This window comes from Paraburkholderia sp. BL25I1N1, from assembly GCF_003002025.1.
In the GTDB taxonomy this organism is placed as follows: domain Bacteria; phylum Pseudomonadota; class Gammaproteobacteria; order Burkholderiales; family Burkholderiaceae; genus Paraburkholderia.
The window spans coordinates 317414-343542 of the sequence record NZ_PVZB01000005.1; the positions used below are offsets into that span (position 1 = coordinate 317414).

The 26129-nt window shown below is 64.9% G+C and carries 24 protein-coding genes; 14 read left to right on the plus strand and 10 right to left on the minus strand.

From position 1 onward, the window contains the following. Positions 1–101: 101 nt before the first annotated feature. The gene (locus tag B0G73_RS10155; RefSeq protein ID WP_106280293.1) at positions 102–1112 is read left to right on the plus strand and encodes a response regulator; all 1011 of its coding nucleotides are present in this window, start codon (positions 102–104) and stop codon (positions 1110–1112) included. Positions 1113–1171: 59 nt separating this feature from the next. On the opposite strand, the gene B0G73_RS10160 is transcribed toward B0G73_RS10155, so the two are convergent. The 10 genes from B0G73_RS10160 to upp form a co-directional block, all read right to left on the minus strand. Continuing rightward, positions 1172–1834 (minus strand): dihydrofolate reductase family protein, encoded by a 663-nt coding sequence (locus B0G73_RS10160; protein ID WP_106280295.1) that lies wholly within the window; start codon positions 1832–1834, stop codon positions 1172–1174. Positions 1835–2043: 209 nt separating this feature from the next. Continuing rightward, positions 2044–3513, minus strand: a complete 1470-nt coding sequence (gene rng / locus B0G73_RS10165) for a ribonuclease G (RefSeq protein ID WP_012432329.1) — start codon at positions 3511–3513, stop codon at positions 2044–2046. 9 nt (positions 3514–3522) lie between these two features. Next, on the minus strand, positions 3523–4152 hold the full coding sequence (locus B0G73_RS10170) for a nucleoside triphosphate pyrophosphatase (RefSeq protein WP_106280456.1): 630 nt from the start codon (positions 4150–4152) through the stop codon (positions 3523–3525). 261 nt (positions 4153–4413) lie between these two features. Next, positions 4414–4884, minus strand: coding sequence for a 23S rRNA (pseudouridine(1915)-N(3))-methyltransferase RlmH (gene rlmH, locus B0G73_RS10175; protein ID WP_106280297.1), 471 nt, complete (start codon positions 4882–4884; stop codon positions 4414–4416). A gap of 70 nt (positions 4885–4954) precedes the next feature. Beyond that, positions 4955–5413, minus strand: coding sequence for a ribosome silencing factor (rsfS, locus tag B0G73_RS10180; protein WP_106280299.1), 459 nt, complete (start codon positions 5411–5413; stop codon positions 4955–4957). A gap of 4 nt (positions 5414–5417) precedes the next feature. Continuing rightward, the gene (locus B0G73_RS10185; RefSeq protein WP_308706114.1) at positions 5418–6107 is read right to left on the minus strand and encodes a nicotinate-nucleotide adenylyltransferase; all 690 of its coding nucleotides are present in this window, start codon (positions 6105–6107) and stop codon (positions 5418–5420) included. Positions 6108–6183: 76 nt separating this feature from the next. Further along, the gene (gene hemF / locus B0G73_RS10190) at positions 6184–7107 is read right to left on the minus strand and encodes an oxygen-dependent coproporphyrinogen oxidase (protein WP_106280303.1); all 924 of its coding nucleotides are present in this window, start codon (positions 7105–7107) and stop codon (positions 6184–6186) included. A 283-nt stretch (positions 7108–7390) separates the two neighbouring features. After that, positions 7391–8689, minus strand: coding sequence for a phosphoribosylamine--glycine ligase (gene purD, locus B0G73_RS10200; protein ID WP_106280307.1), 1299 nt, complete (start codon positions 8687–8689; stop codon positions 7391–7393). 264 nt (positions 8690–8953) lie between these two features. Further along, on the minus strand, positions 8954–9682 hold the full coding sequence (locus B0G73_RS10205) for a YebC/PmpR family DNA-binding transcriptional regulator (protein ID WP_106280309.1): 729 nt from the start codon (positions 9680–9682) through the stop codon (positions 8954–8956). Between the two features lie 485 nt (positions 9683–10167). Further along, on the minus strand, positions 10168–10818 hold the full coding sequence (upp, locus tag B0G73_RS10210; RefSeq protein ID WP_012432337.1) for a uracil phosphoribosyltransferase: 651 nt from the start codon (positions 10816–10818) through the stop codon (positions 10168–10170). Between the two features lie 362 nt (positions 10819–11180). On the opposite strand from upp, the gene B0G73_RS10215 reads away from it, so the two are divergent. From B0G73_RS10215 to B0G73_RS10275, 13 genes are all read left to right on the plus strand, one after another. Next, positions 11181–11960 carry an SDR family oxidoreductase gene (locus B0G73_RS10215; protein ID WP_106280311.1) on the plus strand — a complete coding sequence of 260 codons (780 nt, stop codon included), beginning with the start codon at positions 11181–11183 and terminating at the stop codon, positions 11958–11960. Between the two features lie 63 nt (positions 11961–12023). Continuing rightward, positions 12024–12413, plus strand: a complete 390-nt coding sequence (locus B0G73_RS10220) for a methylglyoxal synthase (RefSeq protein WP_106280312.1) — start codon at positions 12024–12026, stop codon at positions 12411–12413. A gap of 49 nt (positions 12414–12462) precedes the next feature. Next, on the plus strand, positions 12463–13437 hold the full coding sequence (locus B0G73_RS10225; RefSeq protein WP_106280314.1) for a quinone oxidoreductase: 975 nt from the start codon (positions 12463–12465) through the stop codon (positions 13435–13437). Positions 13438–13695: 258 nt separating this feature from the next. After that, positions 13696–13809 carry a hypothetical protein gene (locus B0G73_RS10230; RefSeq protein ID WP_007175652.1) on the plus strand — a complete coding sequence of 38 codons (114 nt, stop codon included), beginning with the start codon at positions 13696–13698 and terminating at the stop codon, positions 13807–13809. Then, positions 13806–13898, plus strand: coding sequence for a K(+)-transporting ATPase subunit F (kdpF, locus tag B0G73_RS10235; protein WP_007583461.1), 93 nt, complete (start codon positions 13806–13808; stop codon positions 13896–13898). The genes B0G73_RS10230 and kdpF overlap by 4 nt, the downstream gene beginning before the upstream one ends. Beyond that, positions 13895–15700: a potassium-transporting ATPase subunit KdpA gene (gene kdpA, locus B0G73_RS10240; protein WP_106280316.1), complete on the plus strand. Its 1806-nt coding sequence runs from the start codon at positions 13895–13897 to the stop codon at positions 15698–15700. Before kdpF ends, kdpA begins: the two co-directional genes overlap by 4 nt. Positions 15701–15768: 68 nt before the next feature. Further along, positions 15769–17853: a potassium-transporting ATPase subunit KdpB gene (kdpB, locus tag B0G73_RS10245; RefSeq protein ID WP_106280318.1), complete on the plus strand. Its 2085-nt coding sequence runs from the start codon at positions 15769–15771 to the stop codon at positions 17851–17853. A 51-nt stretch (positions 17854–17904) separates the two neighbouring features. Further along, positions 17905–18483, plus strand: a complete 579-nt coding sequence (gene kdpC / locus B0G73_RS10250; protein WP_106280319.1) for a potassium-transporting ATPase subunit KdpC — start codon at positions 17905–17907, stop codon at positions 18481–18483. A gap of 170 nt (positions 18484–18653) precedes the next feature. Then, positions 18654–21488 carry a DUF4118 domain-containing protein gene (locus B0G73_RS10255; protein WP_106280321.1) on the plus strand — a complete coding sequence of 945 codons (2835 nt, stop codon included), beginning with the start codon at positions 18654–18656 and terminating at the stop codon, positions 21486–21488. Then, positions 21481–22179, plus strand: coding sequence for a two-component system response regulator KdpE (gene kdpE / locus B0G73_RS10260; RefSeq protein WP_106280323.1), 699 nt, complete (start codon positions 21481–21483; stop codon positions 22177–22179). Before B0G73_RS10255 ends, kdpE begins: the two co-directional genes overlap by 8 nt. A gap of 152 nt (positions 22180–22331) precedes the next feature. Further along, positions 22332–22652 (plus strand): quaternary ammonium compound efflux SMR transporter SugE, encoded by a 321-nt coding sequence (gene sugE, locus B0G73_RS10265; RefSeq protein WP_106280325.1) that lies wholly within the window; start codon positions 22332–22334, stop codon positions 22650–22652. Between the two features lie 257 nt (positions 22653–22909). Beyond that, the gene (locus tag B0G73_RS10270) at positions 22910–23521 is read left to right on the plus strand and encodes a DUF4126 domain-containing protein (protein ID WP_012432348.1); all 612 of its coding nucleotides are present in this window, start codon (positions 22910–22912) and stop codon (positions 23519–23521) included. Next, positions 23518–26103 carry an ABC transporter permease gene (locus B0G73_RS10275; protein WP_181196524.1) on the plus strand — a complete coding sequence of 862 codons (2586 nt, stop codon included), beginning with the start codon at positions 23518–23520 and terminating at the stop codon, positions 26101–26103. Before B0G73_RS10270 ends, B0G73_RS10275 begins: the two co-directional genes overlap by 4 nt. Positions 26104–26129 lie beyond the last annotated feature (26 nt).

Here is a 26129-nt window from a genome sequence, read left to right on the forward strand (position 1 = left end):
CAGTCCTGCGGCGAGCGTATCAGGGGCGCGTCCGCGTCCGGCGCCGGCATGACCGTGACGCCGGAATTCCCAAATTTCAAGGATCGAGTCAGGAGTTACCCATGAGCGATACGATTGCCAACCAGACACCGCCACCGGCGATTCTATTCGTCGATGACGAAGCCACCGCAGTCAAATATTTCGAGCGCGCCATCGGTGCGATCGCGCCGGTGGTGACGGGCGCCTCCGTGGAGGACGGCAAGGCAATGCTGGATGCCCACGCCGGCAGCTTGGCCGTGCTGGTGTCCGATCAGCGTATGCCGGGCGAATATGGCAACGAACTTCTGCGCTATGCGCGCGAGCGCTATCCCCACATCGTCCGAATCCTGACGACGGCTTATTCGGAGCTGGACCAGACCGTCGAGGCCGTCAACCAGGGCCAGATACATCGCTATATCAAGAAGCCGTGGGACATCAGCGCGCTGCGCATGGAGATGAAGCAGGCGCTGGAGTTGTCGGGACTGCGCAAGGAACGCGACCAGCTCGTGCGCGAGAAGCTGAGCGTCCTGCAGACGCAGACCGTGGCTACTCGCATAGGCATCGTGCAGACGTTGTGCGTCAGCCTGATCGGGCCAGGGCGCTTTCAGCCGGTGGAGACCTATCTGGCCGGTGCCGATCTGGCCGGTACGCGCAACGTGGAGCCGGACTGGCAGCGTATGGATTACGCCGATCTGGTACGGGTCGAGAGCGAATGCAGCGGCAGTTTTGGCCATGCGGTTGGCACGCGCCTGGCGGAACTGCGTACGCGGAATGCGGGGCGCAGCGCTGCCGATGCGGTGCAGGTTTTCGCTGACGTTCTCGGCGCCGCAGTACGCGGCGATGGCGATGCGCTGATCTGGACTTCGCCGGCCACATTGAGTGAGTTCCTCACCCGGCCCGTGGCGCAGACCGTATCGGCCGAGCACGCCGCCTGGCTCGCCTGCCTGCTGTGGCTGGAAGAAGCTGGCGGCGCCCTGCGGTTCGCGCGTGAAGGCGACACCATCGTCTGCCGCGCCGGCACACGCGCCGCCAGCTTTGCGGCCGACCGCCTGGCGCTCTGGATCGAGCGGTTCTCGGAGCGGGCGTTCGACTAGGCGAAGGAGACGATTCGCTGTGCGAGAGCCCGCGCAGGACCGGCCGCGGCAATCAGTGCTTAGGCGCCCGCGCGCCCCTGACGCCGTAGGACCACGTGCGTGGCTTTCTCCGACGCTACGAATTCGACGCATTCGTATCCCAGAGCCCGCAAGTCAACCCCTTCGAACAGCCGTTCTCCTCCGCCGAGCAGGACGGGCGCGATAGCAATGTGCAGTTCGTCAATGAGGCTCTCGCGAAGATACTGCTGAATCGTTTTCGCTCCGCCGCCGATGCGCACGTCCATTCCGCCGGCCGCCTCGCGTGCCCTTTCAAGCGCTTCGCGAATGCCGCCCGTGACGAAATGGAACGTCGTGCCGCCTTCCATCTCGATGGGTGGACGTGCATGATGCGTCACGATGAAGACCGGAACGTGATACGGCGGATTGTCTCCCCACCAGCCTTTCCAGCTCATGTCCGGCCAGGGCCCACGAACGGGGCTGAACATGTTTCTGCCGAGAATCCAGGCCCCGACATTCTCAAAACCGCGAGCCGCGAAGTCGTCGTCCACCCCGGTCGTGCCGCCGTCCTTGCCGAATAAGGCCCGCTGGAACGTGCGTGTTGGAATCAGCCAATGGTGCAGATCCGTCCCGCCAATGCCGAGCGGATTGTCGATGTCCTGGTTTGGCCCTGCTCCGTATCCGTCGAGCGAGATGGTGAAGCCGTTAACGCGAACTCGTGTCATCTTGTGTCTCCGCTTGGACGCCTAACTATTCGTTCTGGGACAGTGCCGTGTAGGAACTCTACAAGTGGCGCGTCTGGACGTGTTCGTTTGCAGGCGTTGAAGTGTTCAAGTACGACGGGTATTGCATTCGGGAAGGGAAGAACGGCAGCCAGAGGAGAAGCTGGCTGCCGTTCTCTTTACAGATGTTTGTTTCTAAACAAAAAGCACTTTCACATCAGCACAATATCGTACTGCTCCTGGCTCAAATTCGACTCCACCTGCAGCGACACCGGCTTGCCGATGAAATCAATCAGCATTGCCAGATGCTGCGACTCTTCCTCGAGAAACAGGTCGATCACCTGCTGCGACGCCACCACGCGAAACTCGCGTGGATTGAACTGGCGCGACTCGCGCAGAATCTCGCGCAGCACGTCGTAACACACCGTGCGTGGCGTCTTGACCTGCCCCTTGCCCTGGCAAACCGGACAAGGTTCGCACAGCACATGAGCAAGAGATTCACGCGTACGCTTGCGCGTCATCTCCACAAGGCCGAGCTGCGAGAACCCATTCACCGTCACACGCGTGCGATCGCGCGACAGCGCTTTCTTCAATTCGCCCAACACCTGATCGCGATGCTCGACGTTCTCCATGTCGATGAAGTCGATGATGATCACGCCGCCCAGATTGCGCAGACGTAATTGCCGCGCAATGGTGTGCGCGGCTTCGAGGTTGGTCTTGAAGATCGTATCGTCGAAGTTGCGCGCGCCGACGTAGCCGCCGGTATTCACGTCGATGGTCGTCATCGCTTCGGTCTGGTCGATCACGAGATAACCGCCCGACTTCAGATCCACCCGGCGCGACAGCGCGCGCTGAATTTCCGCCTCGATGTTGTACAGATCGAAGAGCGGCCGCTCGCCGGTGTAGTGGTGCAGCTTCGACGACACCGCCGGCGTGAACTCGGCCGCGAAATCCGCCAGCATCTGATACGTCTCGCGCGAGTCGACCTGAATGCGCGACGACTCGTCGTTGACGAAATCGCGCAGCACGCGTTGCGCGAGATTCAGATCCTGATACAGCAGGCTGGTTGGCGGCATGCGCTGACCTTGCGACAGAATCGTCGCCCACGTCTTGCGCAGATACGCGACGTCGCCGGCCAGCTCCTCGCTAGTCGCATCTTCGGCGATAGTGCGCACGATGTAGCCGCCTTTCTCGTCGGCGGGCAGCACGGCGGTCAGACGCGCACGCACGGCTTCGCGCTCGGCTTCGCTCTCGATCTTCTGCGAGATGCCGATATGCGGCTCCTGCGGCAGATACACGAGCGTGCGCCCGGCGATGCTCACTTGCGTGGACAGTCGCGCGCCCTTGGTGCCGATCGGATCCTTCACGACCTGCACCATCAACGTCTGCCCCTCGAAGACGATTTTTTCGATCGGCTGATGCGGTGTCTGATGCTGCGGCTCGCCGGCAATGCGCGGGTGCCAGATGTCGGCTACATGAAGGAACGCGGCGCGTTCGAGACCGATGTCGATGAAGGCGGACTGCATGCCCGGCAACACGCGTACGACCTTGCCGAGATAGACGTTGCCGACGCGGCCGCGCGATAGCGTTCGTTCGACGTGAAGTTCCTGGACGGCGCCTTGCTGGACCAGCGCGACGCGCGTTTCCTGCGGCGTGACATTGATCAGGATTTCTTCATTCATGGTGTTATTTTAGAAGTCGATGCGCGCTGCACGCAGGAGGGCAGCGGATTCAAAAAGCGGCAAACCCATGATACCTGAATAGGACCCGTCGATATGTTCGATAAACTCCGCGGCGCGCCCTTGCACACCGTACGCGCCTGCCTTGCCGAGCGGCTCGCCGCTCGCGGCATAGCGGCGGATCGCGTCTGCGTGCAGTGCAGCAAAACGCACCTTCGACACGGATAACGCAGCCGGCAGTAGCGCGCCTTCGGCATCGACCACGGCCACGGCCGTCAGCACTTCGTGATCGCGTCCGGCGAGGCGCTTGAGCATCGCGACGGCGTCGTCGGCATCGACGGGCTTGCCGAGAATCGCGTCGTCGATCGTGACGGTTGTATCCGCAACCAGAATCGGCCGCGCGGCATGGCCGCCGGCCACGAGGCGCGCGCGCGCCGCATGCGCCTTGGCGACGCACACCCGCTGCACGTAGTCGTGCGCGCGTTCGCCGGGCAGTTCGGCTTCGAGTGCTTCGGCGTCTTCATCGGGACGCGGCAGCAGCAGTTCGAAACGCACGCCGAGCTGTTGCAACAACTCCTGGCGGCGTGGACTCTGCGAAGCAAGGTAGACGAACGGATGCAGCGAAGCGGCGGACGTGGACATGAACAGGTCTCGATGAAGCGGATTGCGTGGGGGCGCGACGGGTGTCGAGCGTCGATCGGTGTGATGGGAAACCAGCGGTGCGAGCATGACGACGCGTGGCACGCGCACGTTGTTGTGCACGCCAGCATGCACGTCGGTTAGCGCCGCAAATGCGACCCAAGAAACACGGCGAAGGCGCGACTGCAACATGCGACTACGACGCGCAACCTGGCGTCGCGCCCGCCAACCGCGCTCGCGCATTCTCAGCGCCGCCTCATTCGCTCACACGCGATGATAGGGGTGATTTTGCGTGATGGTCCACGCACGGTAAAGCTGTTCGGCAAGCAGCACGCGGACCATCGCGTGCGGCAAGGTCAGGCTGGAGACGCGCAGCAGCATATCGGCGCGCGCTTTCAACTGAGGATCGAGTCCATCGGCGCCGCCGATCAGGAACGCCACGTCGCGGCCGTCCTGCTGCCAGCCGGGCAGGGCGCCGGCGAGCTGCATGGTGGTCCAGTCCTTGCCGCGTTCGTCGAGCGCGACAATGCGCGCGTTCTTCGGCAACGCGGCTTCGATTTTCAGCCGCTCGGCGGCCATCACGCTTTCCGCGGGCCGTCCCGACGAACGCTGCTCGGGTTTGATTTCGCGTAACTCGATGCGCAGCTCGGGCGGCATGCGCTTCGCGTATTCGTCGAAGCCGGTGGCGATCCAGTCCGGCATCTTGTGGCCGACGGCGAGGATATGCAGTTTCATGACGGATCGAAGATCGCGAATGTCAACGCGGACCGGAACGGTGTGAGTCGCCCAAAGGCCGCCGGCTGACTTACTTGCGGCGCGCGGCCGTCTTGCGCGCGGGCTTCTTTACGGCCGGCGCCGCTTCGTCTTCGTCCTCGTCCTCATCGGGTTCGCTCGAACGCGCGCCGCCAAACGGGTCCGGCGTGGACAGCTTGATGCGCACCGGCTTGTCGCCCCAGATTTCCTCGAGGTTGTAGTACTGGCGCAGCGCCGGTTGCAGGATGTGCACGATCGCGTCGCCGCAATCCACCAGCACCCATTCGCCGATGTCCTCGCCTTCGGTACTGATGATGTCGCCGCCGTTTTCCTTGACGCTCTCGCGCACGCTCGAAGCGAGCGCCTTGGTCTGGCGATTGGAGGTGCCGCTCGCGACGATCACGCGATCGAACAGCGAGGTCAGGTGGCTGGTGTTGAACACCTTGATGTCTTGCGCCTTGACGTCTTCGAGAGCGTCGACGATCACGCGTTGCAGTTTGCGAATATCCATAGGGTTACCGGTGGTACAGATGATGTTGAAGAATATAGTCCCACACCGCGGTGGGGACGTGGCTCGCCGCCTGGTCTTGCTGTTCGTCGCCCGCGAGGGCGAGCCGCTGGCTCACCTGTTCGCGCAGATGCGCGCGAATGTCGGTGGCCGAAACGTTGAACGCAAGCGTCGTATCGATCAGCAAGTGGCCGCAGGGCGTGGCTTGCAGAACGTCGGCGCGGGCACGGCGCGCGTCGATTTCTTTTGCGACCACGGGAGGAATCGACGCGAGGTCGAAGCCGGGCCGCGTGGCCGCGCAGATATGCGCAAAGTCGAACAGGCGCCGCCAGTCGTGCCATGTGTCGAGATGCACCAGTTGATCCGCGCCGATCAGGAGCGCAATCGAGGCGTCCTCACCTTCGCGTTCACGCCAGCGTCGCAGCGTGTCGACCGTGTAGGTCGGGCCGTCGTGCTCGATCTCGTCGGTCGCGACACGCACGGTCGCGCCCGGCAGCACCAGCTCGCTGGCCGCCGCGCGCGTCATGGCCAGCCGATGCACGGCCGGCGAGACGTCGGCTTTCTGCCAGGGCTGGCCGGCCGGCAACAGCACGAGTTCGGTCAGATGCAGCACGTGCGCGAAACGCCGCGCGAGCGCGAGGTGGCCGTCGTGGATCGGATCGAAAGTGCCGCCGAGCAGTCCGATCCGGCGAGGCAGGGCAACAGGATGAGCGTTCGGCTTCAGGTGAAGATCCTTTGTCGTGACGATGCGCGGTGCGGTGCGGGCCTGAGCCTCACACCCACTCGCGCGGCACGAGAAAATCGCTATAAAGACGCGCTTCCGGTGTGCCCGGTTCGGGGTGCCAGTTGTAGCGCCAGTTCGCCACGGGCGGCATGGACATCAGGATCGATTCCGTGCGCCCGCCGCTCTGCAGCCCAAACAGTGTGCCACGGTCGAAGACCAGATTGAACTCGACGTAGCGCCCGCGCCGGTATGCCTGGAAATCGCGCTCGGCCTGCCCGTACGGAATGTTGCGGCGCTTTTCGATGATCGGCAGGTACGCTTTGAGGAATGCGTCACCCACGCTTCTGAGCATCGCGAACGATTGGTCGAAGCCCGGCGCCGAGAAATCGTCGAAGAAAATCCCGCCGATGCCGCGCGCTTCGTTGCGGTGCTTAAGGAAGAAATACTCGTCGCACCAGCGCTTGAAACTCGGGTAGAGGTCCGCGCCATAAGGTTGCAGCGCGTCGCGGCAAGTGCGATGGAAATGCTGCGCGTCTTCCTCGTAGCCGTAGTACGGCGTCAGATCCATGCCGCCGCCGAACCAGAACACCGGCTCTTCGCCGGCCCTGGTCGCGATCAGCAGACGCACATTCATATGCACGGTCGGGCAGTGCGGATTGTGCGGATGCAGCACGAGCGACACGCCCATTGCTTCGAAACCACGGCCGGCCAGTTGCGGACGCGCGGCGCTCGCCGAACCCGGCAAGGCGTCGCCCGCGACGTCCGAAAAACCGATGCCGGCCCGCTCGAAGAAGTTGCCGCCTTCCAGAATCCGCGTGTAGCCGCCGCCGCGCAGCTTCTCGCCGGGCCCGCGCTGCCATGCGTCGGTGGCGAACGGCGTGCCGTCGAACGCGCCGAGCGTGTCCGCGATATGCGTTTGCAGGCCTTGCAGCCAGCTGCGCACGGCCTGTGCGTCGTAGCTCGAATCGGTCATGAATGCAGATGCTGAGGGCGGCACGCTCGTCGTGCCGCGGGTTCATCGTGAAGGGCGACGGCCGGGCCGGCGTCAGGGGGAACCTGCGAAGGCGCGGCCATACGGTTTTTCGCTTCGGGCGGGATACTGCCGCCGCGTCGGGCTTCGGTCAGGCCACGTCGGGCCTGCGTCGGTTCATATCGGCCCAGGTCATGCTGCGGGCGTGGATAGCGAAGCGAAACTCGCCGCGAAAACCCGCAGTGTAGCGCCGTTGGCGCCGCACGCGGGCGAGTGGGGTCGTGGCTTAGTGCTTGCCGTCGGTCTTGACGTCGTGCTTGCGATTCAACGCACGGTAGCCGATGTCGCGGCGATACTGCATGCCGTCGAACGAGATCTGGTTGATCGTCTCGTACGCAACCGACTGCGCGCTGCGCACCGAATCCGCCAGTCCCACCACGCACAGCACGCGGCCGCCCGAGGTGGTCAGCTTGCCGTCCGCCAGCGTAGTGCCGGCGTGGAACGTGACCGAATCCGCGGTTTCAGCCGGAATGTCGTTGATGCGGTCACCCTTGCGCGGCGTGTCCGGATAGTTGTACGCGGCGAGCACGACGCCGAGCGCGGTGCGGCGATCCCACTCCAGTTCCACCGTATCCAGCGTGCCGGCTATCGCTTGCTCGACCACCTTCGAATAGTCGCCCTTCAGACGCGCCATGATCGGCTGCGTTTCCGGATCGCCCATGCGGCAGTTGAATTCGAGCGTTTTCGGGTTGCCTTGCGCGTCGATCATCAGACCGGCGTACAGGAAACCCGTGTAGCGGATGCCTTCCTTCTCCATGCCGCGCACGGTGGGCAGGATGATTTCGCGCATCACGCGGGCGTGCAGTTGCGGCGTGACGATCGGCGCGGGCGAGTAGGCGCCCATGCCGCCTGTGTTCGGACCCTGGTCGCCGTCGAGCAGACGCTTGTGATCCTGGCTCGATGCGAGCGCCAGCACATGCTTGCCGTCCACCATCACGATGAAGCTCGCTTCCTCGCCGGTGAGGAATTCCTCGATCACGACACGCGCGCCGGCGTCGCCGAGCTTGTTGTCCGACAGCATCATGTCGACGGCGGCGTGCGCTTCTTCCAGCGTTTGCGCGACCACCACGCCCTTGCCCGCGGCGAGGCCGTCGGCCTTGATGACGATTGGTGCGCCTTTGGCGTCGAGATACGCGTGCGCGGCGGCGACGTCGGCGAAGGTTTCGTATTCGGCGGTCGGAATCGCGTGGCGCTTCATGAACGCCTTGGCGAAGTCTTTCGAGCTTTCGAGCTGAGCGGCTTCTTTGGTCGGCCCGAAAATCTTCAGACCGCGCGAGCGGAACAGATTGACGATGCCGGCTGCCAGCGGCGCCTCCGGCCCGACCAGCGTGAAGGCGATCTGTTCCTGTTCGACGAAATCGGCGAGCGCAGCCGGCTCGGTGATGTTGACGTTGCGCAGACGCTCGTCCTGGGCGGTGCCGCCGTTGCCCGGAGCAACGTAGACGAGCTGAACCCGCGGCGATTGCGCGAGCTTCCATGCGAGTGCATGTTCGCGACCGCCGGAACCGACGACGAGTAACTTCATGTGAATCCCCGAGACTTAAAAACCATAAACGGCTGACGCAGCACGCTCAGCCGTGGAATGACAGCAAGGTTCGCGCGGAGCCCGCAGCAGCCGGTGGCGGCGCGCAGGGCACAGTACGAACCCGGGTGGTCGCGCGATGTGAGGTCACACGCACGCCCGCTCAGCAACGACACGAGGGCCAGCCGGCGGCGCGGACGTGGGTGCATGCAAGTGCAAGTGCCAGTGCCACTGCAAGTGCATGCGCCACGCGCTGCCGTGGCACGCTCATTCGTCGGCGATCGCGGCGTTTGTATAGACTTCCTGCACGTCGTCCAGATTCTCCAGCGCGTCGAGCAGCTTCTGCATTTTCACGGCGTCTTCGCCGGTGAACTCGACTTCCGTCTGAGGTTTCATCGTCACCTCGGCCAGTTCGGCCTTGAAGCCGGCGGCTTCCAGCGCCGACTTCACTTTCGGGAAATCGTTCGGCGGGCACAGCACTTCGATACTGCCGTCTTCATTCGTGACGACGTCGTCGGCGCCGGCTTCGAGCGCGGCTTCCATCAGCTTGTCTTCCGCCGTGCCGGGCGCGAACAGGAACTGGCCGACGTGATCGAACATGAACGACACCGAGCCGTCCGTGCCCATGTTGCCGCCGTTCTTCGAGAACGCGTGACGCACTTCCGCCACCGTGCGCGTGCGGTTGTCGGTCATGGTGTCCACGATCACCGCCGCGCCGCCGATGCCGTAGCCTTCGTAGCGGATTTCTTCGTAGCTTGCGCCGTCCACGCCGCCCACGCCACGCTGGATCGCGCGGTTGACGTTATCTTTCGGCATGTTGGCGTCGTACGCCTTTTCGACGGCGAGCCGCAGGCGCGGGTTCGAGTCGATGTCGCCGCCGCCCATGCGCGCCGCGACCTGGATTTCCTTGATGAGCCGCGTCCAGACCTTGCCGCGCTTGGCGTCGGCCGCTGCTTTCTTATGCTTGATGTTGGCCCATTTCGAATGACCCGCCATACCTGTTCTCCATCGCGCGCGCCGGTGGGGCGCACGCATTGTGCAATTGTCGTTGCGATGTCGGGCGCTTGCTCGTGTTCGCGCGCCTGTGCGCGCGTTCGCGGTATTGTGCGCCTCGCTGTCAAACCGCCCGCTGCCTGACTGTCCGGCTCAACTGTTCGTGGCCAACCCGCCGTGGCTGTGCGTATCGAGCCTGATCGCGGCCAGCCGGGCCCGGCTGGCGGGACCGCGAGTCGGCAGCGCGATTGGGACGGGGCGGTGCGGCTCGCACGCGGCAAACGCCGCGCCGGCCTGCCAGGCCCCGCGAAAGGCGCGATGCGCCAGGCGGTGTGGTCGACGGTAATGCGAATTGAGCCGCTCTTTGAGCGGATTCGAATTTTATCACGCCGCAGGGGGGCGGCAGAGGACGAGATAGCGGCGAACGCCGCGAAAAGTGCGCGATGACGGCGGCCGGCGCGCGCCGTCACGCGTTTTTCAGGCCGCTTTCAGTTTTTCGTGCCGAACAGGCGGTCGCCGGCGTCGCCGAGACCCGGCACGATGTACGCGTGCTCGTTCAGATGCGAATCGAGCGAGGCGACATACAGCTTGACGTCCGGATGGGCGTCCTGGAACACCTGCACGCCTTCGGGCGCGGCGACCAGCGCGAGGAACATGATGTTCTCGCCGGCGACGTTGCGGCGCTTGAGCACGTCGACCGCGTGCACCGCGGAGTAGCCGGTCGCGACCATCGGATCGCACAGGATGAACACGCGGTCTTCGAGGTCGGGCAGACGCACCAGATATTCGACCGGGCGATGATCTTCGGCACGATACACGCCGATGTGGCCCACCCGCGCCGACGGCACCAGTTCCAGCAAGCCGTCCGACATGCCGATGCCGGCCCGCAGCACCGGTACGATCGCCAGCTTCTTGCCGGCGATCACCGGCGCGTCGATTTCGACGAGTGGCGTGGTCAGGCGGCGCGTGGTCATGGGCAGGTTGCGGGTGATCTCGTAGCCCATCAGCAGCGTGATTTCACGCAGCAGTTCGCGGAACGTGCGAGTCGAGGTATCCCGGTCGCGCATATGCGACAGCTTGTGCTGGATCAGCGGGTGATCGAGGATGAAGAGATTGGGAAAACGGCTGTCCTGGGTCATGGCGGGTGCGCACGGGGCGGCTAGAGGGATCGGTTCGGCGCGCCGCGCGGCCGGGAAACCGGCAGGCTGGCGGACGCGCCACGGCGCAAGTTTACCGAAAGAGTGCCGCCGGAAGATACCGGAGATTGCAGCGGCCCGCCGCAGTCCGGCACCGATTCTTCTAGAATCGGGGAAACTTGCCGCGCGAGGGTCCGGGATATCTCGCCAAGGCTGAGGCCGAGGGGTGAGCGCGCGAGGCGGTCCGCGGTTTCGCCAGAATGCGGCCCGGACCTGTCGCTTTACGCCAGGCCTCTGAGGAACGTAAGAAAACTTGCGGCGGCCCGGTGTCTCGCACGCGGCACAACTTCACGAGGAGCACACATATGGACATGGGAATCGCAGGACGCACCGCGCTGGTCTGCGCGGCCAGCAAAGGCCTGGGGCGCGGCTGCGCGGAAGCGCTCGCCGCCGAAGGCGTCAACCTGACGATCGTCGCGCGCACCGCCGAGACGCTGGAGGCGACCGCGGCGGAGATTCGCAAGCAAAGCGGCGTGGAAGTGAAGACGGTGGCGTGCGACATCACCACGCCGGAAGGCCGGGCCGCGGCGCTCGCCGTCTGTCCGCAGCCGGACATTCTGGTCAACAACGCGGGCGGCCCGCCGCCGGGCGATTTCCGCGACTTCACGCACGAAGACTGGATCCGTGCGCTCGAGAGCAACATGCTCACGCCGATCGAGCTGATACGCGCGACCATCGACTCGATGAGCGCGAAAGGTTACGGGCGCATCGTCAATATCACGAGTTCGGCGGTGAAGGCGCCGATCGACGTGCTCGGGCTGTCCAATGGCGCGCGCTCGGGGCTGACGGGCTTCGTCGCGGGACTGGCGCGCAAGGTCGCGCCCACCGGTGTGACCATCAACAACCTGCTGCCGGGGCTGTTCGACACCGACCGCATCGGCGTCACGTTCGCGGCGCAAGCCAAGGCGCAGAACATTTCCGTCGACGAGGCGCGCAAGCAGCGCACGAAGACGATTCCCGCCGGCCGTTTCGGCACCCGCGAGGAATTCGGCGCTGCCTGCGCGTTCCTGTGCAGCGTGCATGCCGGCTATATCACCGGACAGAACTGGCTGATCGACGGCGGCGCCTATCCCGGAACGTTCTGAACGGCACGTCCTAAAGCATCACCACAACAACGACAATCACAACGGTTTCAGGAGTCTTACGTCATGACCACCCGCATCGCGCTGATCGCGCACGATCACAAGAAGGACGACATCGTCAAACTGGCCGGCGAATACGTCGACACGCTCAGGCGCTGCGACATCGTGGCGACCGGCACGACCGGCGGGCGCATCGCCGACGCACACGGCCTCGTGGTCGAGCGGATGCTGTCGGGCCCGCACGGCGGTGATCTGCAGATCGGCGCGCAACTCGCGGAAGGGCGCGTGGACATGGTGATCTTCCTGCGCGACCCAATGACGCCGCAACCGCACGAGCCGGACATCAACGCGCTGGTGCGCGCGTGCGACGTGCACAACATTCCGTGCGCGACCAACATTTCGACGGCGCGCATGGTGCTCGACTCGCTGACCTTGCGCCTCACGCAACAGGTTTGAGCTTTCGCTCCCGGCACGCCTGAATCAAAACCAACCTCAAGGAGACGTGATGGTCAAAGCAATCCGATTCGATAAAACCGGCGGTCCCGAAGTGATGAAGTGGGTCGACGTCGAAGTCGGCGAGCCGGGCGCGGGCGAGATCCGCGTCAGGCAGACGGCGGTCGGGCTGAACTATATCGACGTGTACTTCCGCACGGGTCTCTATCCGTTGCCGTTGCCCGGCGGTCTTGGCATGGAAGCGGCCGGCGAAGTGACGGCGCTCGGCCCGGGCGTAAGCGGTCTGAAGGTGGGCGATCGCATCGCGTACGTGGGACGTCCGCCCGGCGCGTATGCGCAGGAGCGTGTGCTGCAGGCGGCGCAGGCGGTGAAAGTGCCCGACGCGTTGAGTGACGAGCAGGCCGCCTCGGTGATGCTGCAAGGCCTCACCGCGCAATATCTGCTGCGCCGCACGTATCCCGTGAAAGCCGGCGACACGATCCTGATCCAGGCCGCGGCGGGCGGCGTCGGTCTGCTGGCGTGCCAGTGGGCGAAGGCGCTCGGCGCGACGGTGATCGGCACAGTCGGCTCGGATGAGAAAGCGGAGATCGCCAAGGCGCACGGTTGCGATCACGCGATCGTCTACACGCGCGAGAACTTCACCAAACGCGTGCGCGAGATCACCAACGGCGCGGGCGTGCCGGTAGTGTACGACTCGATCGGTAAAGACACGTTTACGGGCTCGCTCGATTGCCTCGCGCCGCTCGGCATGTTCGTGAGCTTCGGCAATGCGTCGGGGCCGTTGCCGCCGATCGATTCGTCGGAATTCGCCGGACGTGGCTCACTGTTCTTCACGCGGCCGACGCTCTTTACCTACATCGCCAAACGCAGCGATTACGAGGCAATGTCCACCGAGTTGTTCGATGTGCTGGTGTCGGGCAAGGTCAAGACGAGCATCAATCAGCGTTACGCTTTGTCGGACGTTGGCCGCGCGCATGCGGATCTCGAAGGGCGCCGCACAACGGGCTCGACGGTGCTCCTGCCGTAACGCACGACGACGACCCGAGCGCGGCAGCGACGGCCGTATAAAACGAACGCACATCGACGGACGCGCCCAAGCCCTGGTCAAACCGGCGCCGCACGCCGCAAAGCCTGACGCAGCCCACCCAAGGCTGTTCCATCGCAGGATGGAACAGCCTTGTTCGTTTACGCGATTTTTATACACGCCACGCCATCTTTGACCAGGCCTTTACGCGGATCGGCATAACGTTGCGGCTATCCAAAGTCCGTGTAATGGAGAACAAAAATGGATGTGCTGTATGTCGGGGGGCTGGTGCTGTTTGCCGCGCTGACCTTCGCGTTGATTGCCGGCTGCGAGAAGTTGATGCAGTTCCGCCGTGGGCAGGGAGCGCGCTCATGAACTGGATTCTGTGGTTATCGGGCGCGGCGACCGCGCTGCTGTTCGCCTATCTGGTCTATGCGCTGTTGCGCGCGGAGGACATTGAATGAACTCGAACAATGTCCTGCAAGCGGGCCTCTTCATCGTCGTGCTGCTGGCAGCCGCGGTGCCGATGGCCCGCTATCTGAGCGCCGTGATGGACGGCAGTTCTCGCGTGGTCCGCTTCGGCGGTCCCGTCGAGCGTCTGCTATATCGCATCGCGGGCGTCGATCCGTCGAAGGAAATGAGCTGGAAGCACTACGCCATCGCCACGATCGCCTTCAACGTGCTCGGCGTCGCGTTTCTCTACCTGCTGTTGCGCGTGCAAGGCTGGCTGCCGGGTAATCCGCAGCAATTCGGCCCGATGACGGTCGACGGCGCGTTCAACACGGCAATCAGTTTTGTGACCAACACGAATTGGCAGGATTACACGCCCGAGCAGACGGTAGGTTATCTAACGCAGATGCTCGGTTTCACCGTGCAGAACTTCTTCTCGGCGGCCACCGGCATCGTGGTGGTGATTGCGCTGATTCGGGGCTTCGCGCGTCACACGGCACAAACCATCGGCAACTTCTGGGTCGATCTGACCCGCGTGACGCTGTACGTGTTGCTGCCGATGTCGGCGATTGTCGCGGCGCTGTTGATGAGCCAGGGGGTGATTCAGAACTTCAAGACCTATCAGGACGTGCCGACGCTGCAAACCACCTCCTATGCCGCGCCCAAGCTCGACGCGCAAGGCAACCCGGTGAAGGACGCCAAGGGCAATCCGGTCACGGTGGATACGCCCGTGAAGACGCAAACCCTCGCCATGGGCCCGGTCGCGTCGCAGGAAGCGATCAAGATGCTCGGCACCAACGGCGGCGGCTTCTTCAACGGCAACTCGGCGCATCCGTTCGAGAACCCGACGCCGTTCTCGAACTTCCTGCAGATATTCTCGATCCTTATCATCCCCGCGTCGCTCGCGCTGGTGTTCGGCCGCATGATTGCCGACCGCAAGCAGGGCGTGGCCGTGCTCGCCGCCATGACGATCGCGTTTGCGGTCTGCGTGTTCGGCGAGATCAGCGCGGAGCAGGCCGGCAATCCGGCCATTGCCGCCTTGCATGTCGACCAGTCGGCTAACGCGCTGCAATCGGGCGGCAATGCGGAAGGCAAGGAGACGCGTTTCGGCATCGCGCAGTCGGGCATCTTCACGGTCGCAACTACCGCGGCTTCGTGCGGCGCGGTCACCAACACGCACGACTCGCTGACGCCGATCGGCGGCCTCTATCCGATGCTGCTGATGCAGCTCGGCGAAGTGATCTTCGGCGGCGTGGGTTCCGGCATGTACGGCATGCTCGTGTTCGCGATGCTGGCCGTGTTCGTGGCGGGCCTGATGATCGGCCGCACGCCGGAATACGTGGGCAAGAAGATCGAAGCGTACGAGATGAAGATGGTGTCGATCGTCGTGCTGCTCACGCCGCTGCTGGTGCTGGTCGGCACGTCGATCGCGGTATTGAGCGACGCGGGCAAGGCGGGCATCGCCAACCCCGGCGCGCACGGTTTCTCCGAAATCCTCTACGCGTTCAGTTCGGCGGCCAATAACAACGGCAGCGCGTTCGCGGGCCTCACCGTGAGCACGCCGTTCTACAACTGGCTCACCGCAATCGCGATGTGGTTCGGCCGCTTCGGCACGATCATTCCGGTGCTCGCGATTGCCGGTTCGCTGGCCGCGAAAAAGCGCATTGGTGTAACGGGCGGCACGTTGCCCACGCATGGACCGCTCTTCGTCGTGCTGTTGCTCGGCACGGTGCTGCTGGTCGGCGCGCTGACTTATGTGCCCGCGCTCGCGCTCGGTCCTGGTGTCGAACATCTGATCATGATGGGCGCCCATTGAGGCGGCCCGTCGGGATGGCACAAGCGACCAACGACTGAACAGGCGCAAACGGGAAATTCGAGGATTCAATGACTGAACATAATGCAACCCGGTCCATGTTCGACCCAGCGCTGCTGCGCCCGGCGATCGTGGACTCCTTCAAGAAGCTGACGCCGCGCACGCAGTTCCGCAATCCGGTGATGTTCTGCGTGTACGTGGGCAGCATTCTCACGACCATTCTCTGGATCGCCGCGCTCGGCGGCCAGGCCGAGGCGCCCGCGGGCTTCATTCTCGCGGTCACCTTGTGGCTGTGGTTCACGGTGCTGTTCGCCAACTTCGCGGAAGCGCTCGCCGAAGGCCGTTCGAAGGCCCAGGCGGCGTCGCTGCGCAGCGCGAAGAAAGACGTGATGGCCAAGAAGCTGAACGAGCCGCATCCGAAGTCGCCGATCCGCATTCTGACGGCTTCCGATCTGCGCAAGGGCGACGTGGTGCTGGTCGAAACTGGCGACGTAATCCCGGCCGACGGCGAAGTAATCGACGGTGTCGCGTCGGTCGACGAATCCGCGATCACGGGCGAATCCGCGCCGGTGATCCGTGAGTCGGGCGGCGACTTTTCGTCGGTGACGGGCGGCACGCGCGTGCTGTCGGACTGGATCGTTGTGCGCGTCACGGCGAATCCGGGCGAAGCGTTCCTCGACCGCATGATCGCGATGGTGGAAGGCGCAAAGCGTCAGAAGACGCCGAATGAAATCGCGCTGACGATTCTGCTGGTCGCCTTGACGATCGTGATGTTGCTCGCCACCGCGACGCTGCTGCCGTTCTCGATGTTTTCGGTCGAAGCGGCGAAAGCGGGCCACGTGGTGACGATTACCGCGCTGGTCGCTCTGCTGGTGTGCCTGATTCCGACCACGATCGGCGGTTTGCTGTCGGCGATCGGTGTGGCTGGCATGAGCCGCATGATGCAGGCGAATGTGATCGCCACCTCGGGCCGCGCGGTGGAAGCGGCCGGCGACGTCGATGTGCTGTTGCTCGACAAGACCGGCACCATCACGCTCGGCAATCGCCAGGCTTCGCAGTTCGTGCCGGCACCGGGCTTGACGGAAGAAGCGCTCGCGGATGCCGCGCAACTGTCGTCGCTTGCCGACGAAACGCCGGAAGGCCGCAGCATCGTCGTGCTGGCGAAGCAGCGCTTCAACATCCGTCAGCGCGATATGGCCTCGCTGCATGCCACGTTCCTCGCATTCACCGCGCAAACGCGCATGAGCGGCGTCGATCTGCCGGGGCGTGAAATTCGCAAGGGCGCGGCCGACGCGGTGAAGAACTACGTCGAAGCTAACGGCGGCCGTTTCCCGAATGAAGTCAGCAACGCCGTGGCCGACGTCGCTCGGCGCGGCAGCACGCCGCTGGTGGTCGCCGAGAAGGGCGAGCAGGGCGCGCGCGTGCTCGGTGTGATCGAGTTGAAGGACGTGGTGAAGGGCGGCATCAAGGAACGTTTCGCCGAACTGCGCAAAATGGGCATCAAGACCATCATGGTGACGGGCGACAACCGCCTGACGGCGGCGGCGATTGCCGCGGAAGCCGGGGTCGACGATTTCCTCGCCGAAGCCACGCCGGAAGCGAAACTCGCCACGATCCGCGCGCACCAGGCCGAAGGCCGCCTCGTGGCAATGACCGGCGACGGCACCAACGACGCCCCGGCGCTCGCGCAGGCCGACGTCGCGGTGGCGATGAACACCGGCACGCAGGCCGCGAAGGAAGCCGGCAATATGGTCGACCTCGATTCGAATCCGACCAAGCTGATCGAGATCGTGGAGATCGGCAAGCAGATGCTGATGACGCGCGGTTCGCTCACCACCTTCTCGATTGCCAACGACGTCGCCAAATACTTCGCGATCATTCCGGCCGCGTTCGCCACGACGTATCCGGCGCTGAATGCGCTCAACGTGATGCATCTGGCCACGCCGGCCTCGGCGATCATGTCGGCGGTGATTTTCAACGCGCTGATCATCGTGCTGCTGATTCCGCTGGCGCTCAAGGGCGTGCGTTATCGCGCGCTGGGCGCGGCGATCCTGCTGCGCCGCAATCTGCTGATCTACGGTTTGGGCGGGATCATCGTGCCGTTTATCGGCATCAAGCTGATCGATATGGTGCTGGCCGCGTTCGGCTGGGTCTAAGCGCCAGTTCGCCAGTGCACCAGTGCGCCAGTTCACAAGGAATCATTCATCATGAAAAATCTGTTGCGTCCGTTGATCGTGATCTTCGCGGTGCTCGCCGCCGTCACCGGACTTGCTTATCCCGCCGTGATGACCGCGGTCGGTCAGGCGGCCTTCCACGATCAGGCCAACGGCAGCCTGCTCGAACAGGACGGCAAGGTGGTCGGCTCGAAGCTGATCGGCCAGCAGTTCGATGCGCCGCAATACTTCTGGGGCCGCCTGTCGGCCACCAGTCCGATGCCGTACAACGCGCAGGGTTCAGGCGGCTCGAACCTCGGTCCGACCAATCCGGCGTTGCTCGATGAAATCAGAGGCCGCCTCGACGCGTTGAAAGCCGCCGGCACCGATATGTCGAAGCCGGTGCCGGTCGATCTGGTGACGTCCTCGGGCAGCGGTCTCGATCCGGAGATCAGCCCGGCCGCGGCGGCTTATCAGATCGAGCGCGTCGCCAAGGCACGCAAGCTCGCAGCGAATGACGTGCAGGCGCTGGTGGATCGTTATACGAGCGGCCGTCAGTTCGGTATTCTCGGTGAGCCGCGCGTGAACGTGCTGCAAGTGAACCTGGCGCTGGATGAGATGAAGCACGGCTGATCGACGTAGCGCAACAGCGCTTCGCTTCACAAAGGCGGCGTCCGCGACTCCGCCTTTGCCTTTTGACGGCGCGACGCAATAGACGCAACAGTGCCCGTTATTTGCGGCCGCGCCGACGCCGTGCCACCATGCATACACCGACGCTCGTCCAACGATGAAAACCATTGAGCATGAACCGCCCCGATCCCGATGAGTTGCTCGACAAGCTGCAACGCGACGAAGAAAAACGTCAGCGAGGCAGGCTGAAGATTTTTTTCGGCGCGTCGGCGGGCGTCGGCAAAACCTATGCGATGTTGCAGGCCGCGCGCCGCCGTCATGACGAAGGCGCGGACGTGGTGGTCGGCATCGCTGAAACGCATGGGCGCACTGAAACCGCGGCGCTGCTCGACGGTCTCGACGTGCTGCCGCTCGCGCATATCGAATATCGCGGCCGCAAGCTCAACGAGTTCGATCTCGACGCCGCGCTGGCCCGCAAGCCGGCGCTGATTCTCGTCGACGAACTCGCGCATTCGAACGTGCAGGGCGCGCGGCATCTGAAGCGCTGGCAGGACGTGTATGAGCTGCTCGACGCGGGCATCGACGTTTATACGACGGTCAATGTCCAGCACCTCGAAAGTCTGAACGACGTGGTCGGCCAGATCACCGGCATTCGGGTCTGGGAGACGGTGCCGGACCGCGTGTTCGACCGTGCCGACGAAGTCACACTGGTCGATTTGCCCGCCGAGGAATTGCTCGACCGGATGCGCGACGGCAAGGTGTACATGCCGCAGCAGGCCGAGCGCGCGGTGCGCAACTTCTTTCGCAAAGGCAATCTGATCGCGCTGCGCGAGCTGGCGTTGCGCCGTACCGCGGATCGCGTCGATGCGCAAATGCACGAGTACCGCGCTGACCGTTCGATCCAGCGCATCTGGCAGGCGCGCGAGCGCTTGCTGGTGTGCGTCGGCCCCGGCCCGGAAGCGCCGATGCTGGTGCGCGCGTCGGCGCGTCTGGCGGCCAGCCTGAAGGCCGACTGGATCGCCGTCTATGTGGAAACGCCGGCCTTGCAGCGTTTGCCGGATGCGCGCCGCGAACGCACGCTGAACGCGCTGAAGCTCGCCGCGGAACTCGGCGCCGAAACCGCCACGCTCGCGGCCGCCGACGCGGCTGTCGCGTTGATCGGCTATGCGCAGGCGCGCAACGTGTCGAAGCTGGTGGCCGGCGCGTCGGCACGCACGGGCTTGAGGCGCTGGCTGCGTCGTCCGCTCGGCGAACGGATCGCCGAAAACGCGGGCGATCTCGATCTCACGTTGATTCGCGCCTCGTCCGAGCGCGACGGCGGCGAGCATCGGCATCTGTTGAACACCACCGCGAACGCATGGCGCGAGGCGCTGAGCGCGGCGCGCGAGCGCCGCTCGCCGCCGCGCGCCTACGGCTTCGCGCTGTTGATCTGCGCGGCCATCACGTTGCTGGCGAGCCAGTTGATCGATCATATCGATCTGACCAATCTCGTCATGCTGTATCTGCTCGGCGTGATCTTCGCGGCGGTGAAACTGGGGCGCGGGCCCGGCGTGCTGCTGTCGTTCATGAGCGTGGCCGCGTTCGATTTCTTCTTCGTGCCGCCGCGCATGTCGCTGTCGGTCTCCGATACGCAATATCTGCTGACCTTCTTCGGCATGCTGCTGACCTCGCTGGTGATCAGCCATCTCACCTCGAGCCTGCGCCGCGAGGCGAGCGTGGCGCGGCGCCGCGAGCAGCGTACCGGCGCGATGTACGCGATGGCGCGCGAACTGGCCGCGGCGCTGACCATGGAACAGATCGTCGGCATCGGCAGCCGTCATGTCAGCGAGGTGTTTGGCGCGCGCGTGGCGATTCTGTTGCCGGACAGCGCCGATCAGGTGAAGCAGAAGATCGAGGATCCGGACGCGGCGATCACGCTCGAAGGCGAGATGCTCGATAGCGATGTCGGCCAATGGGTCTACGATCAGCAGAAGCCGGCCGGCCACGGCACCGACACGCTGCCGGCCGCCGCCGCGCTTTACCTGCCGCTGAAGGCGCCGATGCGCACGCGCGGCGTGCTCGCTGTGGTGATGCGCGACGAAGGTGAGCTCGACGTGCCCGAGCAGCAGCGCATGCTCGACGCGTTCGCCGCGCAGATCGCGCTCGCGCTTGAGCGGGTGCATTACGTCGATATCGCGCGCGATGCGCTCGTCAACATGGAATCGGAGCGCTTGCGCAACTCGTTGTTGTCGGCGATCTCGCACGATCTGCGCACACCGTTGACGACCATCGTCGGCTTTTCGTCGATGCTGGAGCAAGCGCCCGAGTCGCAGCCCAACCGTGAGTTGGTCGAAGCGATTCACGAGGAAGCGCTGCGCATGACCGGCATCGTGACGAATCTGCTCGACATGGCGCGGTTGCAGGCGGGCAGTCTGCAACTGAACCAGCAATGGACGCTGCTGGAAGAGACGGTAGGCGCCGCGCTGCGCGCGTGCAAACGCGTGCTGGCGGATCATCCGGTGCAGGTGAAACTGCCCGCCGATCTGCCGCTCTTGCACCTCGACGCCGTGCTGATGGAGCGCCTCTTCTCCAACCTGTTCGAGAACGCCGCCAAATACACCGCGCCGGCCACGCCGCTGACGATCGGTGCGCAGCGACTCGACGCGGACGGCAAGTCGTTCGTGCGCGTGAGCGTCGACGATAGCGGCCCGGGCCTGCCCGCCGGCATGGAAGCGCGCGTGTTCGAGAAATTCACGCGCGGCGAGAAGGAATCGGCCAAGCCGGGCATCGGCCTGGGACTCGCAATCTGCCGCGCGATCGTGGAAGCGCACGGCGGTACAATCGGCGCGCTCAATCGCGTTGCGGCGGACGGCCGTGTCGAGGGCGCGCGGTTCTGGTTCACGCTGCCGGTGGACACACCGCCCGACGCACCCGATGCATTGGAAAACGAAGGCGCCGATTCCTTGACCCACGCCGACACCGGCAGCGATTCAACTCTTAATTCGCTTTCCAAGCCTAGTCATGAGTGACCCGAGCATCACCGTCGTCCTGATTGAAGACGAAAAGCAGATTCGCCGCTTTGTGCGAACCGCGCTGGAAGGCGAGGGCATCGTCGTGCACGATGCCGAAACCGGCAAGCAGGGTCTCGTCGAAGCCGCGACGCGCAAGCCGGATCTGGTGATTGTCGATCTCGGCCTGCCCGACACCGACGGTCTCGACGTGATCCGCGAACTGCGCGGCTGGAGCGAGCTGCCGGTGATCGTGCTGTCGGCGCGCACCCAGGAAAGCGAGAAAGTCGCCGCGCTCGATGCCGGCGCGGACGACTATCTCACCAAGCCGTTCGGCGTGTCCGAGTTGCTGGCGCGGATTCGCGCGCACATGCGGCGGCGCAATCAGGGCGGCGCGAACGAGACGCCGCAAGTGCGCTTCGGCACGGTCATGGTCGATCTGGCCTTGCGGCAGGTGAGCCGCGATGGCGCGGCGGTCCATCTGACGCCGATCGAATACCGGCTGCTGGCGACGCTCGTGCGCCACGCCGGCCGGGTGCTGACGCATCGCCAGTTGCTGCGCGACGTGTGGGGGCCCTCGCATGTCGAGAGCCATCACTATTTGCGCATTTATATGGCGCATCTGCGCGGCAAGCTGGAGCGCGACCCGGCGCAGCCGGAACACATCGTCACGGAGACGGGTGTCGGATACCGGCTGGTGGGCGCGATTTGAGCGTGTGGCGACAATTTGCCACGGCGGCACGCGTGTCCCGGCAGCGAGCGGCCGCCGGCGGCCTCGGGCGATGTTGGTATAATTACAGATCGTAAGGACGACCTTGCGGTTTCACAAACGGGGACGGCCCCATCTGACCATGGAGCTGTCTCATGTCCTGGATTCTTCTGTTGATTGCCGGTTTGCTCGAAGTCGCGTGGGCAGCCGGTCTCAAAACCTCCGAAGGTTTTACCCGGCTCTGGCCGTCCGTGTTCACGGTCGTGACGGCGCTCGGCAGCTTTGTGCTGCTCGCCATGGCCATGCGTCAGTTGCCGCTCGGCACCGCGTACGCGGTATGGACGGGGATCGGCGCGGTCGGCGCGTTCATCTTCGGGATCGTGATGATGGGCGAGGCGCTGAGCGTCGCGCGCGTCGCCAGCGCCGCGCTGATCGTGATCGGATTGATCGGCCTGAAGCTGTCTTCCGGGCACTGAGTCCCGCACTTCAAACCGCCGCCGGGCGTCGTCAGCCATCTGTCTGCGCCCGGCCCGCACCTCCATTAAAGCCGCCCATTTATTCGCCGCTCTGCGTTCTGCGAATTAACGTGGCTATAATGAGATCGAATCCAACCTGAAATTGTCCGCGGCCCATTTGGCGCGACCGGCTTGGCGCGGGTCTGACGACTTCGATGCGCGGCCCCATTTGTGGCCCGTCGAGACGCCCGGCACGCACAGCGCGCCTGGAGGCGGCCATGCTTGAATCACTTTCGCTCGCGGCGGGGCTCTCATGGGGCAGCGGCCTGCGCCTCTATCTGACAGTCCTGCTGGCCGGCGTGTTCGCCCGTCTCGGCCTCGTCCATCTCCCCGATACGCTGTCCGCGCTGTCCTCGCCGTGGGTCATCGGCGTGGCGGGCGTGCTCACGGTCACCGAATTCCTCGCCGACAAAATCCCCGCGTTCGATTCGCTGTGGGACGCGGTCCATACCTTCATTCGTATTCCGGCAGGCGCTGTGCTGGCCGCCGGCGCGCTCGGCCATGCCGATCCGGCGCTGCTGACCGTGGCCGCGCTCGCGGGCGGCACGCTCGCCGGCACGGCGCACCTCGCCAAGGCCGGCACGCGCGCGTTGATCAATCTGTCGCCGGAACCGGTGTCCAATGTGGTGACCTCAACCGCTGAAGACGGGCTCGTGTTCGGCGGCATGCTGCTCGCGCTGTTCGTGCCGCTGGTGTTTCTGGTGCTGATGATCGGTTTCCTGATGCTGGCCGGTTGGGCGTTGCCGCGTCTCTGGCGCGGGGTGCAGGGCGGTTTTCGCGGTATGGCGACGCACATGGTGTCGCGCTTCGCCAGGAGCAGGCACGATTGAGCGATACGGTACGGGGTTCCGCCGCGCGCAGAGCGTTACCGACGACGACGCGCCGGTTCGGTGGCATGGATCTGGTGCGCCAGTCCATTCGCATGACGTCGCGCGACTGGCGCGCGGGCGAGTTGACGATGCTTTTGCTGGCGCTGGTGCTGGCCGTCGCGGCGCTGTCGAGCGTCGGCTTTCTGGCTGACCGCTTGCACCAGGGGCTCGAGCGCGACGCGCGGCGCATGATTGCCGCCGACTTCATCGTGCGGGCCGATCATCCGGTCGATCCGCAATTCGCCGGGCAAGCCAAGGCGCTCGGCCTGAATACCGCCAGCACGGCGATCTTTCCCAGCATGATCAATTCGACCGGCGCGCAGCCGGTCTCGCGGCTCGCCGCCATCAAGGCGGTGTCGCCGGGTTATCCGCTGCGCGGCGCGTTGCGCATTGCGTCGGCGCCGGGCGCGGCGGACCATCCTGCGCGCTCGATTCCGCCGCCGGGCGTCGTGTGGGTCGATCAGGCGCTGCTCGACGCGTTGAAGGTGCATGTCGGCGATAGCGTGAAAGTCGGCGGCCGCAACTTCACGATCGGCGCGGTGATCACGCGCGAACTCGACCGCGGTTTCTCGTTCGTCAATTTCTCGCCGCGCCTGATGCTGCGCGCCGACGACGTGCCGTCGACCGGTCTCGTCACCTACGGCAGCCGCGTAACGTACCGCCTGCTGGTCGCGGGCGCGGACGAGTCCGTCAAGCGTTTCGCGCAGTTTGCGCATGAGCGCGTGGACGGCGGCAAGATGCGCGGCGTCGCGCTCGAATCGCTGCAGGACGGTCAGCCGCAAGTGCGCCAGACGCTCGATCGCGCGAGCCACTTCCTCACGCTCGTCTCGCTGCTCACCGCGTTGCTGGCGGCCGTGGCGATCGCGATGGCCGCGCACAGGTATATGCGCCGGCACCTCGACGGCTGCGCGGCGATGCGTTGCCTCGGCGTCAGCCAGTCGACTTTGCGTGCGCTCTTTACGCTCGAATTCGTCGGGCTCGGGTTGATCGGCGGCGCGCTGGGCGTGGCGCTTGGTTTCCTGGGGCATCTCGCGCTGCTCACGTGGCTCGGCAGTCTGATCGACGTCGCGCTTCCCTATCCGACGGCATGGCCGGCGCTCGAAGGCATCGCGGCCGGCCTCGTGCTGCTGCTGGGCTTCGCATTGCCGCCCTTGTTGCCGCTCACGCGCGTGCCGCCGGTGCGCGTGCTGCGCCGCGAGTGGGGCGAAGCAGGACGCACGGCGTGGGCGGCTTACGCGCTCGGCATTGCGCTATTCGCCGCGCTGCTGATCATCGCGGCGGGCGAGTTGAAGCTCGGCGGAATCGTCGCGGGCGGGTTCGCGGGCGGGATGCTGGTGTTCGCGTGCATCGCGCGGCTGGCGCTGTGGGGCGCGGCGCGGGTCGTGCGCAGCGAGCGTGTGAATGCGAGCATCGGCTGGCGATATGCGCTGGCGTCGCTCGAACGGCGCAGCAGCGCCAGCGCATTGCAGATCACCGCGCTTGGCATCGGCCTGATGTGCCTGTTGCTGATCGCGATGACGCGCAACGACCTCGTGGCCGGCTGGCGCAAATCGACGCCGCCCGATGCGCCGAACGAATTCATCATCGACATTCAGCCCGACCAGCGCGACGCCGTCACGCAGTATCTGAACACGCACGGCGTGCCCGGCACGGTGCTCGCGCCGATGGTGCGCGGACGGCTCACGGCGATCAACGGCAAGCCGGTCAATCCCGATTCATTCAAGGGCGACGACGCCAAACGTCTGGTGGATCGCGAATTCAATCTGTCGTACACGACTGAGTTGCCCGACGACAACCGGCTCGCCGCCGGCACCTGGTACGGCGACACGAAAACGCCGCAGATTTCGATCGAGCAGGGCCTCGCCAAACTGATCAACGTGAAGCCCGGCGACATGCTGCGCTTCGACGTGACCGGCTTGCAGATCGACGCGCCGGTCACGAGTGTGCGCAAGCTCGACTGGGGTTCGTTCAAGGTCAACTTTTTCGTGCTGATGCCGCCCGCGGCATTGCAGGATTTCCCGGCGACGTTCATCACGAGCTTCCATTTGCCGCAGGAAAAGCGGTCGACCGTCGACGGCCTGATCGCCGCCTATCCGAACCTCACGGCCATCGACACCGGCCCGATTCTCGCGCAGGTGCAGCGCGTGTTGCAGCAGGTGATCGGCGCGGTGCAATTCCTGTTCGCGTTCACGCTGGCGGCGGGCGTGCTCGTGCTGTACGCGGCGCTCGCCGGCACGCGCGATGAGCGTATGCGAGAATCCGCGCTGCTGCGTGCGCTGGGCGCCTCGCATCGACAGGTGCGGGCGGTGCAGATCGCCGAATTCGTCGCGGTGGGCGCGCTGGCGGGCTTGATGGCGGCGGCCGGCGCGCAGGCCATCGGCTACGTGCTGGCGACGCGGGTGTTCGAGTTTTATCTGAGCTTCAATCTTTGGCTGTTGCCGGCGGGCATTGCCGCCGGCATCGCGTGCGCCGGCGTGGGCGGCTGGCTGAGCCTGCGGCATGTGCTGGCGCGGCCCGCGCTGCAATCGCTGCGGGACGCGTGATTTTTTCTTATCGGTTAGTGAGCAGG

Excerpts from the sequence above, each read along its gene's own strand:
- B0G73_RS10155 (WP_106280293.1), top strand. The coding sequence starts at position 102 with ATGAGCGATACGATTGCCAACCAGACACCGCCACCGGCGATTCTATTC.
- B0G73_RS10160 (WP_106280295.1), bottom strand. The coding sequence starts at position 1,834 with ATGACACGAGTTCGCGTTAACGGCTTCACCATCTCGCTCGACGGATAC.
- rng (WP_012432329.1), bottom strand. The coding sequence starts at position 3,513 with ATGAATGAAGAAATCCTGATCAATGTCACGCCGCAGGAAACGCGCGTC.
- B0G73_RS10170 (WP_106280456.1), bottom strand. The coding sequence starts at position 4,152 with ATGTCCACGTCCGCCGCTTCGCTGCATCCGTTCGTCTACCTTGCTTCG.
- rlmH (WP_106280297.1), bottom strand. The coding sequence starts at position 4,884 with ATGAAACTGCATATCCTCGCCGTCGGCCACAAGATGCCGGACTGGATC.
- rsfS (WP_106280299.1), bottom strand. The coding sequence starts at position 5,413 with ATGGATATTCGCAAACTGCAACGCGTGATCGTCGACGCTCTCGAAGAC.
- hemF (WP_106280303.1), bottom strand. The coding sequence starts at position 7,107 with ATGACCGATTCGAGCTACGACGCACAGGCCGTGCGCAGCTGGCTGCAA.
- purD (WP_106280307.1), bottom strand. The coding sequence starts at position 8,689 with ATGAAGTTACTCGTCGTCGGTTCCGGCGGTCGCGAACATGCACTCGCA.
- B0G73_RS10205 (WP_106280309.1), bottom strand. The coding sequence starts at position 9,682 with ATGGCGGGTCATTCGAAATGGGCCAACATCAAGCATAAGAAAGCAGCG.
- upp (WP_012432337.1), bottom strand. The coding sequence starts at position 10,818 with ATGACCCAGGACAGCCGTTTTCCCAATCTCTTCATCCTCGATCACCCG.
- B0G73_RS10215 (WP_106280311.1), top strand. The coding sequence starts at position 11,181 with ATGGACATGGGAATCGCAGGACGCACCGCGCTGGTCTGCGCGGCCAGC.
- B0G73_RS10220 (WP_106280312.1), top strand. The coding sequence starts at position 12,024 with ATGACCACCCGCATCGCGCTGATCGCGCACGATCACAAGAAGGACGAC.
- B0G73_RS10225 (WP_106280314.1), top strand. The coding sequence starts at position 12,463 with ATGGTCAAAGCAATCCGATTCGATAAAACCGGCGGTCCCGAAGTGATG.
- B0G73_RS10230 (WP_007175652.1), top strand. The coding sequence starts at position 13,696 with ATGGATGTGCTGTATGTCGGGGGGCTGGTGCTGTTTGCCGCGCTGACC.
- kdpF (WP_007583461.1), top strand. The coding sequence starts at position 13,806 with ATGAACTGGATTCTGTGGTTATCGGGCGCGGCGACCGCGCTGCTGTTC.
- kdpA (WP_106280316.1), top strand. The coding sequence starts at position 13,895 with ATGAACTCGAACAATGTCCTGCAAGCGGGCCTCTTCATCGTCGTGCTG.
- kdpB (WP_106280318.1), top strand. The coding sequence starts at position 15,769 with ATGACTGAACATAATGCAACCCGGTCCATGTTCGACCCAGCGCTGCTG.
- kdpC (WP_106280319.1), top strand. The coding sequence starts at position 17,905 with ATGAAAAATCTGTTGCGTCCGTTGATCGTGATCTTCGCGGTGCTCGCC.
- B0G73_RS10255 (WP_106280321.1), top strand. The coding sequence starts at position 18,654 with ATGAACCGCCCCGATCCCGATGAGTTGCTCGACAAGCTGCAACGCGAC.
- kdpE (WP_106280323.1), top strand. The coding sequence starts at position 21,481 with ATGAGTGACCCGAGCATCACCGTCGTCCTGATTGAAGACGAAAAGCAG.
- sugE (WP_106280325.1), top strand. The coding sequence starts at position 22,332 with ATGTCCTGGATTCTTCTGTTGATTGCCGGTTTGCTCGAAGTCGCGTGG.
- B0G73_RS10270 (WP_012432348.1), top strand. The coding sequence starts at position 22,910 with ATGCTTGAATCACTTTCGCTCGCGGCGGGGCTCTCATGGGGCAGCGGC.